The sequence below is a fragment of the Rhodophyticola sp. CCM32 genome (genome assembly GCF_004751985.1).
Classification (GTDB): Bacteria; Pseudomonadota; Alphaproteobacteria; order Rhodobacterales; family Rhodobacteraceae; genus Rhodophyticola.
The window spans coordinates 96,754-109,308 of sequence record NZ_CP038492.1 but is presented as its reverse complement, the minus strand read 5'-3'; the positions used below and the strand labels follow the sequence as shown (position 1 = coordinate 109,308).

At 60.0% G+C, this 12,555-nt stretch carries 10 protein-coding genes and 1 pseudogene; 5 read left to right on the top strand and 6 right to left on the bottom strand.

Annotated elements, in window-relative coordinates:
* Positions 1-21 precede the first annotated feature (21 nt).
* The 5 genes from E2K80_RS00530 to E2K80_RS00510 all read right to left on the bottom strand — a co-directional run bounded on the left by E2K80_RS00530 (position 22) and on the right by E2K80_RS00510 (position 5,598).
* A complete protein-coding gene (locus tag E2K80_RS00530) occupies positions 22-1,173 on the bottom strand; it encodes an acyl-CoA dehydrogenase family protein (protein WP_135371765.1) in 1,152 nt (383 codons plus the stop codon).
* A gap of 136 nt (positions 1,174-1,309) precedes the next feature.
* Positions 1,310-2,110, bottom strand: coding sequence for an enoyl-CoA hydratase family protein (locus E2K80_RS00525; protein ID WP_135371763.1), 801 nt, complete (start codon positions 2,108-2,110; stop codon positions 1,310-1,312).
* Between the two features lies 1 nt (position 2,111).
* A complete protein-coding gene (locus tag E2K80_RS00520; RefSeq protein WP_135371761.1) occupies positions 2,112-2,588 on the bottom strand; it encodes a MarR family winged helix-turn-helix transcriptional regulator in 477 nt (158 codons plus the stop codon).
* A complete protein-coding gene (locus E2K80_RS00515) occupies positions 2,585-3,304 on the bottom strand; it encodes an SDR family NAD(P)-dependent oxidoreductase (protein ID WP_135371759.1) in 720 nt (239 codons plus the stop codon). Before E2K80_RS00515 ends, E2K80_RS00520 begins: the two co-directional genes overlap by 4 nt.
* Positions 3,301-5,598 (bottom strand): bifunctional salicylyl-CoA 5-hydroxylase/oxidoreductase, encoded by a 2,298-nt coding sequence (locus tag E2K80_RS00510; RefSeq protein WP_135371757.1) that lies wholly within the window; start codon positions 5,596-5,598, stop codon positions 3,301-3,303. Before E2K80_RS00510 ends, E2K80_RS00515 begins: the two co-directional genes overlap by 4 nt.
* A gap of 405 nt (positions 5,599-6,003) precedes the next feature.
* Here E2K80_RS00510 and E2K80_RS19895 point away from each other — a divergent pair.
* A pseudogene (locus E2K80_RS19895) lies at positions 6,004-6,430 on the top strand (IS5 family transposase); the annotation flags it as partial.
* A 640-nt stretch (positions 6,431-7,070) separates the two neighbouring features.
* On the opposite strand, the gene E2K80_RS00500 reads toward E2K80_RS19895, so the two are convergent.
* On the bottom strand, positions 7,071-7,571 hold the full coding sequence (locus E2K80_RS00500) for a Hint domain-containing protein (RefSeq protein ID WP_168193056.1): 501 nt from the start codon (positions 7,569-7,571) through the stop codon (positions 7,071-7,073).
* Between the two features lie 304 nt (positions 7,572-7,875).
* On the opposite strand from E2K80_RS00500, the gene E2K80_RS00495 reads away from it, so the two are divergent.
* From E2K80_RS00495 to E2K80_RS00480, 4 genes are all read left to right on the top strand, one after another.
* Positions 7,876-8,529: a protein-L-isoaspartate O-methyltransferase family protein gene (locus E2K80_RS00495; protein ID WP_135371751.1), complete on the top strand. Its 654-nt coding sequence runs from the start codon at positions 7,876-7,878 to the stop codon at positions 8,527-8,529.
* Between the two features lie 48 nt (positions 8,530-8,577).
* Positions 8,578-9,957, top strand: coding sequence for a TolC family outer membrane protein (locus E2K80_RS00490; protein ID WP_238475601.1), 1,380 nt, complete (start codon positions 8,578-8,580; stop codon positions 9,955-9,957).
* Positions 9,958-10,110: 153 nt separating this feature from the next.
* Positions 10,111-11,292, top strand: a complete 1,182-nt coding sequence (locus E2K80_RS00485; RefSeq protein WP_135371749.1) for a hypothetical protein — start codon at positions 10,111-10,113, stop codon at positions 11,290-11,292.
* 67 nt (positions 11,293-11,359) lie between these two features.
* A complete protein-coding gene (locus E2K80_RS00480; RefSeq protein WP_135371747.1) occupies positions 11,360-12,217 on the top strand; it encodes a rhomboid family intramembrane serine protease in 858 nt (285 codons plus the stop codon).
* Positions 12,218-12,555: the final 338 nt, after the last annotated feature.

Genomic DNA, 12,555 nt, shown 5'->3' with positions numbered 1-12,555 from the left:
GACTTGTTCCTCCCTTTCAGATTAGCCGCCGATACTCTGGCGGGCGATGATGGTTTTCTGAACGTCGGAGGCGCCTTCATAGATACGAAGCGCGCGAATTTCGCGGTAAAGCTTTTCAACCGGCGTGCCGGAACGGACGCCGTCACCACCATGCAACTGCACCGCCCGGTCGATGACTTTCTGCGCCTGATCGGTCGAAAACAGTTTGGCCATCGCCGCTTCCCGTGTGACACGCGGCGCGCCCGCATCCTTGGCCCAGGCGGCGCGATAGACCAGCAGCGCACTGGCATCCACATCCACCGCCATATCGGCGATATGGCCCTGCACCATCTGCAAATCGAACAGCGGCGCGCCCTGAACCTGCCGGGTTGTGACACGGGCGATGGCCTCGTCCAGCGCGCGGCGGGCAAAGCCAAGGGCCGCAGCCGCGACAGTGGACCGGAAAACATCCAGCACTGACATGGCGATTTTGAACCCCGCCCCGCTGGCCCCGATCAGGGCTGTTCCGGGGATGCGGCACTCGGTGAAATCCAGCGTCGCCAAAGGGTGCGGCGCGATGGTCACAAGACGCTCGGCAATGCGCAGCCCCGGCGTGTCGGCGGGAACGATAAAGGCAGAGAGGCCTTTTGCCCCCGGCGCCTCCCCGGTGCGGGCAAACACCGTGTAGAGATCGGCAATGCCGCCATTGCTGATCCAGGTTTTCTGGCCATTCAGGAGATAATCATCGCCATCGCGCGTGGCCGTCATCGTGGAATTGGCCACATCCGACCCTGATTGCGGTTCCGTCAGGGCAAAGGCCGAAATCGCCTGACCGGCGCGGATTTTCGGCAGCCATTCGGCTTTCTGCCGGTCATTGCCGAACAGCGAAATCGCGCCGGTGCCCAAGCCCTGCATCGCAAAGGCAAAATCCGCCAGCCCGTCATGGCGGGCCAATGTCTCGCGGATCAGGCAGAGGCTGCGCACATCCAGTGATGTGGTGCTGCCCGGCTCCACCGCAGCATGGGTCAGCCATCCGCCCTGCCCCAGCTTTGCAACCAGATCGCGGCAGGCCGCATCGGTATCGCTGTGGTCGATCTCGCCCAGGGTCTCGCCCGCCCAGATGTCCAGCATCTTGGCCAGTTCCCTGTGGCGAGGCTCGAAGAAAGGCCAGTCGAGGAAGGACCGGTCAGGCATTGGCAATCCTCCGGTGTTGCAAGGGCCGCGCCCGAGCCTGGATGGGTGCGAAAGCGCCCTCCCGGGGGAAGGGTCGGGCGCGGCCCGGCGTGACGCCGGGCACAACATGTGTTCGATGCCGCGCATTGCTCATCCATCAATCCCCCTCGAACACCGGTTTTTCCCTGGCGACAAAGGCTTTGTAGGCGCGTTCAAAATCTGCCGTCTGCATGCAGATCGCCTGCGCCTGCGCCTCGGCCTCGATCGCCTGTTCGATCGACATGGACCATTCCTGCGCCAGCATGGTCTTGGTCATCATATGCCCGAAATTGGGGCCCGCTGCGATGCGCGCGGCCATGGTTTGCGCCGCCTCGTCCAGCGCATCGCCCGCGACCACCTTGTTGTAAAACCCCCAGGCCGCGCCTTCCTCCGCACTCATGGACCGCCCGGTATATAACAACTCTGCCGCGCGGCCCTGGCCGATGATCCGGGGCAGGATCGCACAGGCGCCCATGTCACAGCCCGCCAGCCCGACCCGGGTAAACAGAAAGGCGCATCTGGCCTCGGGCGTGGCGATCCGCAGGTCAGAGGCCATGGCGATGATCGCGCCCGCACCGACGCAGACCCCGTCAATCGCCGCAATCACCGGTTTGCCGCAAGTCACAACGGCCTTGACCAGATCGCCGGTCATCCGGGTGAAGGCCAGAAGCTCCTTCATGCTCATCCGGGTCAGCGGCCCGATGATGTCATGCACATCGCCGCCCGAGCTGAAATTGCCGCCATTGGAGGCGAAAACCACCGCAGACACATCATCGGCATAGGCCAGATCGCGGAACCAGTCGCGCAGCTCTGCGTAGCTGTCGAAAGTCAGCGGGTTCTTGCGGTCGGGCCGGTCCAGCGCGACGGTGGCGATGCCATCGGAAATCTCACATTTGAAATGGGTTACATCGCTCCGCATCTCAATCCTCGCCCCCGTGCAGGCTGCCTTCCAGCCGGTCCAGCCTGGCGGCGATATCCGCCGCCTCTTCCGCCGAGAAATCGGCCAGCATGCTGTTGATCCAAGTCTCATGGGCGGCGGCCTGGCGGTCAAATTCCTCGCGCCCGCGCTGCGTCAGCCGCGCCAGGGCGGCGCGCCGGTCGCCGGGTACAGGCACGCGCACGATCAGCCCGTCTTCGGTCAGCCGGTCCACAATGCCGGTAACATTGCCGTTCGAGACCCGCAGCACACCGGAAAGCTGGCTCATCTTAAGCCCGTCCTCATAGCGCGACAGCGCGGCCATCACGTCAAAACGCGGCAGCGTGGTGGCACATTCCTTGCGCAGGTTTTCGCGCAGTTGCGATTCAATCATGCGGCTGACTTTCAGGAACCGCAGCCACAGGCGCAACCGTTCCTTGGAGGCGGGTGAGGTGACAGTTCCGGGGTCGCTTTGGGTCATATCTCCCCTCCCGACAGGCTAAGCGCGTGACCGTTGACCATCGCGGCCCCCGGTGACGCGAGATAAAGCGCCGCCGAGGCAACTTCCTCGACGCCAATCATGCGCCCCACCGGATTGTTCGCCACGACCATGGCCTGGGCCGCTGCCTCATCCACGCCCCGGCCCTTCATCACGCTTTTGACCGCGGCCTCCGCCATCGGCGTGTCAACAAAGCCCGGGCAGATAGCATTGCAGGTGATATTCCGGCGCGCAACCTCATGGGCGACGGAGCGCACAAGCCCCAGAACCCCGTGTTTGGAGGCGGAATAGGCGGCAATGCGCCCCCCGCCTTTCAGGGCCTGTGTGGATGCCACGGCGATCAGCCGGCCACCTTCCGGCATCTGCCGCAGCGCGGCGCGAAAGGTCAGAAATGTGCCGGTCAGGTTGACGGCAAGGGTGGTGTTCCACTCCTCCAGCGTCACCTCCACCAGAGGGGTTGCACGCCCGATGCCCGCATTGGCCACGACCACGTCGAACGGTTGAAGGAACAATGCGTCAACCGCCGCTTCATCGGTGATATCCGCGACAAGACACGCCATGCCACGGCCGCCATCGGTTTCGGCAAGCGCATCGGCCCGCCGTCCCACGATGCTGACAGTGTCGCCCGCCCCGGCAAAGGCGCGCGCAATACCGCGCCCGATGCCTGAGCCGCCTCCGGTCACAAGAACACGTCTCATACCTTGATCTCCATCTCTGCCGCGCGGTCGGCCAGACGCCAGGCCTGATCGCGCCCCGCCTCATAGGGTTTCGGCCAGGTCTCTGCCCGGTCACCCAGATCGGTCGCGGCATGCAGGGTCCAATAGGGGTCTGACAGATGCGGGCGCGCCAGGCAGACCAGATCGGCCCGACCCGCCATCAGGATCGAGTTCACATGATCCGGTTCATAGATATTGCCAACCGCCATGGTGCTGATCCCCGCATCGTTGCGGATACGGTCGGAAAACGGGGTCTGGAACATCCGGCCATAGACCGGCGCGGCCCCGGTCGAGGTCTGCCCGGCAGACACATCGATGATATCCGCTCCGGCGGCTGAGAACATCCCGCCAATCGCAACCGCGTCTTCCGGGGTGATGCCATCACTCCCCACCCAGTCATTGGCCGAAATGCGCACCGCCATCGGCTTGCCCCCGGGCCATGCCGTACGCATCGCCTCGAACACCTCCAGCGGGTAGCGCATCCGGTTTTCAAGACTGCCGCCATAGTCATCGTCGCGGATATTGGACAGCGGCGAGATGAAAGAGGAGATCAGATACCCATGGGCGGCATGCATCTCGATCATGTCAAAGCCCGCACGGTCGGCCATCTGCGTGGCAGCGACGAATTGTGCCGTGACCTCATCCATATCGGTGCGGGTCATGGCCCGGGGCGTGGCATTCCCGGCAGACCATGGGATCGCAGAGGCCGAGATCAGATCCCAGTTGCCATTTGGCAGCGGCTCATCCATCCCCTCCCACCCCAGATTGGTGGAGCCTTTGCGCCCCGAATGCCCGATCTGGCAACAGATTTTCGCCTCGGTCTCCCCATGGGTGAACGCCACCAGCCGCGCCCATGCCGCCTCGTGTTCCGGCGTATAAAGCCCCGGACATCCCGGCGTGATCCGGCCCTCGGGCGAGACACAGGTCATTTCCGTATAGACCAGCCCCGCACCGCCCTTGGCGCGTTCCCCGTAATGGATCAGATGCCAGTCGGTCGGGCAGCCATCCACCGCCTTGTATTGCGCCATGGGCGACACCACGATGCGGTTCTTCAATGCCATGTCGCGCAGCTTGAAAGGCGCGAACATCGGCGCGCGGGTCGGGGCATCATCAGATGCGCCGGCCTGCATCTGAAACCATTTTTCCGCCGAGGCCAGCCAGTCCGGATCCCGCAGGCGCAGGTTTTCGTGGGAAATCCGCTGTGACCGGGTCAGCAGGGAATAATTGAACTGCACCGGGTCCATATCAAGATAGCGTTCCACCTGTTCGAACCATTCCAGCGAATTGCGCGCCGCCGATTGCAGGCGCAGAACATCCAGCCGACGCTCCTCCTGATAGCGTTCAAACGCCTGCTCCATGCCGGGTTCCGTATGCAGCAACTCGGCCAGGGCAATGGCGCTGTCAAAGGCCAGCCGTGAGCCGGAACCGATGGAAAAATGCGCCGTGGCCGAGGCATCGCCCAGCAGCACCACATTCTCATGGTGCCATTTTTCGCACAGCACCCGGGGGAAGTTCATGAAAACCGCCGAGCCGCGCAGATGATCGGCATTTGAGATCAGGCTATGGCCATCCAGATGATCGGCAAAGATCTCTTCGCATTTGGTGATGATCTCGGCTTTCGACATCGCCTCGAACCCGATCCTGTCCCAGGTATCCTGCTGGCATTCCACGATCACCGTCGCGGTGTCCTCATCAAACTGATAGGCATGGACCCAGACCCAGCCATGTTCGGTTTTCTCGAAGATGAAGGTAAAGGCATCGTCGAATTTCTGATGGGTGCCCAGCCAGATGAATTTGCATTCCCGCACATCCACCTCGGGCTTGAAATGCGCGGCCCATTCGGTGCGCACGGCACTGTTGATGCCGTCGCAGGCCACCACAAGATCATAAGCCTCCTTATAGTCGCTGACCGGCCCGACCGGGGCCTCAAATTGCAGATCGACGCCCAGCGCACGGGCACGGTCTTGCAGAAGAAGCAGCATTTTCTTCCGCCCGATCCCGGCAAACCCATGGCCGCCGGAAACCGTGCGATGCCCGGCATGCACCACCGCGATATCATCCCAATAGGCAAAACTCTCACGAATGGACGTGGCCGAAACCGGATCATTCCGCGTCATATTCTCCAGCGCATCATCGGACAGAACCACACCCCAGCCAAACGTGTCATCGGCCTTGTTCCGCTCAAACACGGTGATCTCATGAGACGGATCGCGCAGCTTCATCGAAATCGCGAAATAGAGGCCCGCAGGGCCGCCTCCGAGACAGGCAATGCGCATCTGACGTCACCTCCGGTGCTGGTCCGGTCCGGGTGACCGGGGCCTTCTCTTCAGGCTAGGCCAGGGGTGTGGAAACTTCAAGTACAAATATTTTATACTTAAAGCATATAGCCTCAACCCGCTGCACCTGGGCGATTTTGTTCCCCATCGGAGAGATCAAGATGACCCGATCAATAGCCCCCGAATGGGACTGGCCAGATCTGCTGTGCCCCCTGAAATTGTCCTCGTCTGAGTTTAGAGTTTTCCGCTACAGCATGCTGCCTTAAACCTGAGACATCGCTCATCACAAATGTCCCGAGAACGCGAAGCGTGGCAGGGTATTTGTGATTCAAGTTTAAGGCAGGGTGCTTTAGATTTTCCCTGGCTGGGAGAGGAGCGGATAGCGATGAAAGCATCCAAATTCACAGACGCGCAGAAGCTCACGCAATCGGACGCTCAAAGGGCGGGCTGACCACAAGGGTGCATGCCGCAGTTGACGCGCTTGGCTTGCCAATTCGGTTCGCGATCACACCCGGCCAATGGGGTGACAGCCCGCAGGCACGCGGCTTGATTGAAGGGCTGAAGGGCGTCGGCCATGTCATCATGGGCGCCGCCTGTGACGCGGATCACTTGCGCAGCTTCATCGACGATGAAGCTGGGCGCAACCGCACATATCAAGCGAAATCCCACGCGCCGCGAAGATCACCCCATCGACTGGATGCTGTACAAGGAGCGGCACCTCGCCGAGTGTTTCTTCAAAAAACTCAAGCGCTTCCATAGGATCGCCTTGCGCTGCGAAAAGACCGTGAGCTCTTTCAAAGCCTTTATAAACCTCGCATGCGCAATGGCGTGAATCCCCTAAATCCAGACGCCGTTTAGAGCAATTTCATTGACCGTGGTCAGAATGCCATCTGACATTTCCCCATTCGGTATGCATCCGCCATCCGCACCGGCTTGAACACATCGGCATGACTACAGTATGCTGCCTTAAACCTGAGACATCGCGCATCACAAATGTCCCGAGAACGCGAAGCGTGGCAGGGTATTTGTGATTCAAGTTTAAGGCAGGGTGCTTTAAGGCCCGCGTTCAGCAAACTGCCCAAACGGGCCTTTACAAGCCATCCAATAGCACGGCAAGTCTTTGCCAGACTTCCTCGGCTGACGCGCCCTCTCGGGGCATATAGGGCGTTGCTAGAGCGAAATCGTTTTAATCTGCACCATCGCTCATCGAAATTCTCGTTCGAGATCAGCAGTTTGCTTACCCGGAGGCAGAGAATTTTGATCCAGATTAAACGATTTCTGCTCTAGCATCGGCTTACCGAGACAAGAGCCTTGCGCTGAGAGAGAGGACTCCTGAGGCGGCCCTCAAACGGTTGCCCGGAACCCCTTCAATACCCCGACATACCGCCAAGAATATCCTGCGACCCCACTCCTGCTTCCTCATTTCCCGGGAGTAACGCTTGTAATACCAGCACCACCCCTGAGATCAGACCTCAGACCGTGCCAAATCCCGGGGCGTTATCGGGGGCGGCGCTTTGCAGTTCCAGACCGGCGGCATAGACGATGCGCATCTGGTTGAAATGGAGCGAGATCATATAGGCCGGGTTCTTGCTGGCCCAGGTAATATGTTCCCCGTCGATCAGCCGTTCAGCGGCGATCGTTGCCTGTGGTTCGCCGTAAAGCAGTTTCGCGCGCCAGTCGCGGATCAGGACGGGCTGATGGGGCAACAGCACAATATCGGTTTCGGGTTTTCCGCCAAGCGCATCGCATCTGATCTGAACCATCCGCAGATTGGCGGGCACCTTGCGGCGCACCACAGCGCGCAGGCTTTGCGCCCCGCCATCGCGGGTGATGACCCGATCACCGGGAACAAGATGTTCCACCGGCAACGCCCCATCAAGGGTCAAAACGATTGCCCCTGTCGGCAGGGCAGCATCAAGCTTGGTATCGGAATGGGTATAGAGATCGGCCTCGGGCCGAAGGTTACGGTCCATCATGTGAAATCCTGCTCAGGGATGCGGGCAATGCTGCCTCGTTTGTTAATGTTTATTAACACAACTTTACGTCGGCTCCGATCACTTTGTTAAGATTTTTCCACACTGCATGGGATTTTGGCTGCATTATGGCGTTTCGACCTGAAGATGTCAGGTTTCTTTCCTGTTGCCCCGGTCCCCGCCATCACCGGCCCGTATCATATATCATCGCGGGCAAAGGTCGCGGACACAGCCATAGTTATTGCGAAGCCGGGGCGCATGTGCCATCACGGCAAGATCGAAACTAGACTCATTGGTTCAGTTCATGATCGACTTCAAATCTCGCCGCACCATCATGGTCGACACGCAGGTGCGCCCGTCTGATGTCACGAAATTTCCGATCATCGACGCGATGCTGTCTGTCCCGCGTGAGGTTTACATGCCCGATGGCAAACGGGATCTCGCCTATGTGGGCGCCCATGTTGATCTTGCGCCCGGTCGCGTGGTGCTGGACCCGCGGGTGATGGCCAAACTGCTGGATGTGCTGGATGTGATGCAAGGCGATCTGGTGCTCGATCTGGGCTGTGGCCTGGGGTATTCCGCAGCCCTTCTGGCACATATGGCCGAGGCCGTGGTCGCGATTGAGGAAGATCCGGCCCTGGCCGCCGAAGCCGAAAGCATTCTGAGCAGCGAAGGCGTCGACAATGCCGCAGTGCTCAACGCCCCGCTCACCGAGGGCAGCGCGAAACACGGACCCTATGATGTGATCTGCGTCGAAGGCGCGGTTGAACGGGTGCCAGAGGCGATTATTGATCAGTTGAAAGAGGGCGGGCGTATCGCTGCGATCTTCATGGATGGTGCGCTTGGCGAATGCCGCCATGGGGTGAAACGCAATGGACAGATCAACTGGCGCATGACATTCAATGCCACCGCCCCGGTATTGCCCGGATTCGAAGCGGCCTTTAGTTTTGAATTTTGAGTTCTAAATCAGCGGAACGGCCCCGTCTGGCCTGAATGAGGCAGAATAATGATGCGATTTTCCGTCACTGCAACCGCAGGTTCCCTACTGGCGCTGGTAATGTGCCTTGGCGGCATGCCCGGCCCGGCAAAGGCAGATAATCTGCGTGCCGCTTTGGAGGATGCCTATGAAAATTCTGATCTTCTGGATCAGAACAGGTTTCTCCTGCGACTGCAGGATGAAAGCGTGGCACAGCAGCTTGCCGGTCTGCGCCCGATCATCAATTTCGTCGCCAACAGCACATGGAATTCGGTCACGGACACAACCACCAACAGCTTGTCGCTGGTGACCGACCTGCTGCTTTTCGACAATGGCAACAGACGACACCTGACCGAAGCGGCACGCGAAGCCGTGCTGTCGACCCGGCAAAGCCTGATTGCTCTGGAACAGCAGGTGCTGCTGGATGGTGTCACCGCCTATATGAATGTCTGGCGGGATATTCAGGTTGTGCAGGTGCGCGAAAGCAATGTGCGCGTGCTGACGCAACAGCTGCGCGCCGCCCGGGACCGGTTCGAGGTGGGTGAAGACACCCGCACCGATGTTGCCCAGGCCGAGGCGGAACTGGCCACTTCACGGTCAAACCTTGCCACGGCACGGGGCCAGCTTGAGATCAGCCAGGAACTGTTCATCCTTGCCATTGGCCGCCCCTCTCACGGGTTGGTCGGCCCCGGTGCGCTGCCCGATCTGCCCGATACCGAAACCGATGCCGATCATCTGGCCCGCCAGCAGCACCCGCAGATTATCAGCCTGCAGCATGAGGTCCGCTCTGATGAGCTGTCTCTGGCTGCGGCCCGGTCTGATTACGGGCCGTCCATATCGCTCAGGGCGGAAGCCGGAGAGAGCTTCGGCGGCACAAATGACGGCTCAAGCTCAACCCTCAGCCTGACACTGACCCAGCCGATTTATCGTGGCGGGCAGTTGTTTTCGCTGGAACGCACCGCCCGTGCAACGCTGAGCGCAACCGAGTTTGAATTGCAGCAGCAGGTGCGCGTGATCATACAAACCGTGGGCAATGCCTATGCAAGGCTGCGGATTGCCAATGCCCAGATCCAAGCTTCTGAACAACGCATCCGCGCTGCGCGTCTGGCCTTTGAGGGGGTTCAGGAAGAGGCGACGCTTGGCGCGCGTACAACCCTTGACGTTCTGGATGCGGAACAGGACCTGCTGGATGCCCAGATCAGCCGGATCGAGGCCCAGGCCGATCTGTATGTGGGGGCCTATTCCGTCCTGGCCAGTGTCGGCCTGCTGACGGTGGAGCATCTTGATCTGGACGTTGCCTCCTATGACCCCACCGCCTATTATAACAGCTATAGCAACGGGCCTGCACGGTCCTTGTCGGTGCAGGGGGAACGCCTGGACGGTGTTCTGGAACGGATCGGTCGCGACTGACCTGAAACAGGCCAAACCTGCGAAGTTGCACGGCTATTTACCTACTCCATTGTGTCAGATCGCCTCTGACGTTATCATTCCTGTCAAAAGAGCGCCCGCCTATGCAGAGAATCAGGGCGCGTTGAGGGGTGGGACGTTGAGGAGTATCGGCATATGTCAGATGCGGCAAAATCAGAGGCGATAGAAGATGTTCTGTCGTCGATCAGGCGACTGGTGTCTGAACATCACTCGGATCCGGACGGCTCTGCCATCTCGGATGAGAGGGCGGAACATCAGGCAGAGGCCAGTGAAAAACTGGTGCTGACACCTGCTTTGCGGGTGTCCGAGGCTGAAGATACCACGCCTCCGGTCGGCATCGTTCCGGATATCTCATCGGATCTGGATGAGATGGCGGAAGACACACCCACCGTTCCATTTGATACCTTCGGCAGCGGGCTGGAAACCCCGATCAGGGCCGTGCCCGATGCGGATGAAGACACCACATCCGAAACGCAGCAAAACACAGCTGCGGACACCACTTTGATCTTTGACGATCACGACGCAACCGACACCCGGGATGCCACGCCATTTGAACCGGAACATGGCGATACAAACTGGCCCGACCTGGCCGGGGCCGATGCCGCTTTGGATATTGCGGCCCTGCGGCAGGCGCGCGATGGCAACGCCATCTCGGACCCGCAGTCACATATCGCCTCCGACGGGCCGGAAGACACGCAGGTTGAGGCGGATGGCACGGATGGGATTCTGTGGCAACCGGATGCAGTTCAGGACAGCGCAGATGAGGCCGCTGCGGCGCAGCCGGAGCCCGATGAGATCACCGAGGACCCTGATACCCACCTGGAAGACACATCCTTGGATAATGGGGATGACCTGCCTTCCGACAGCGCCATCGCGGATATGCCTGCCGAGGCGGCAGAGCCTGTGATTGATCAGACAGAAGAGACTGAGGCGACGACAGAGGATACCGCCGCGGAGAGCGCAGAAGACGAAACCACCCCCGAGGCCGAGACCACAGAAGGGGAGGGAGACGCTTTCGCCGCCACCCCGGTTTTCAGCAGCGTCCGCGACCGCGTTGTCGAACTGGGTGCGGAACTGGACGGGTTGCAAGGGGATCATGGCTCTGAGGAGGTAGAGGATCTTGGCGAAGACCCGGGTCTTTTCACCTTCCCCGACACCGGCGAAGCCGTGATTGACGAAGACCTGCTGCGCGAGATTGTCGGCGAAGTCGTGCGCGAAGAGCTGAAAGGCATGCTGGGCCAGCGCATCACCCGCAATGTTCGCAAGATGGTCCGCCGCGAAATTCGCCAGGCCCTGGCCGCCGAGGGGCTGGAGTAACGAACGCGAACGCCAAAAGGCCTGCTTTTCTCTTGACCTGAGGCGTCGCGCTGCCAGTCTTGGCCATATGTTCCCGATCCGCGATCACAACCCGTCAGAACGTACACCCTTCGTGACCTATGCGCTGATCGCGATGAATATCGTGATCTTCCTCACCTATTACCCCTTTATCGGCAATGACCCGCATCTGTTGATGGAGTTTTATGCGGATTGGGGCCTGACCCCGGCAAACCTCTACAAGGGCAATGACCCGCACACATTGCTTTCGTACATATTCCTGCATGGCGGCTGGATGCATCTTGTCGGCAACATGCTGTTCCTGTGGATTTTCGGCGATAACCTTGAGGATTTGCTCGGCCATTTCGGCTTTCTGCTTTTTTACCTCGCCTCCGGTGCGGCCGCAGGTCTTGGGCATATGCTGTCAGATCCGGTCTATCCCGTGCCGATGGTTGGTGCCTCGGGCGCCATTGCCGGTGTCATGGGCGGCTATCTTTTGATGTTCCCCCGCGCGCGGATCGACATGCTGGTGATCCTCGTGGTTATCTTCAAGGTTTTTACCATTCCCGCCTGGCTGATGCTTGGCCTGTGGTTCACCCTGCAACTGTTCAATGGCGTCGCAGTGGGTGCAGAAAATAGCGGTATCGCCTATTGGGCGCATGCAGGTGGGTTTATCGCCGGCATCATCATCATGCTGCCGGTCTGGTTGCGCAGGGGCGGGCCGGGGTATTGGGCCACCACCCATGGCAAACCACCCCATGAGGATGTGGAATACCGTGTGACGCGGCGGCGCAGTGGCATTCCCCGCATTCACCGCCATAGCGCACCGCGTGGGGCTGATGACCGCCCGATAAGCGATCTCAGCCGCATTCCCCCCGCAGGCAACAAACGCGATCCAAGCTCCCCCTGGAGCGGTGGGCGCCGCTAGACTCAAGCCCGTTCATACCATGGGTGATGACGATTTTGCGGGGCAAGGGCAGAAACACACAGCATCTTGTTTCTGAAATGTTTACTCGGCGGGTCCACCCGTATATTCTAACAATCGAGGCAACGAGATATACGTGACTGCGCGACATGCTGCTAAAAATGCAACCCTGTGTTTGGTCGTCTTTGTCGCCTCAAACATTTTGGAATAGACGTGCCGACAGGCACTTTCGCCCTGATCACCGGCTTAGGATTTCCGGCGCGGGAAATCTGCGCATCGGCGGTGTCTAAGACCCGGGTGCATATGTGAAAGCAGGAGCGCATAACAGTTTCAGAATGATG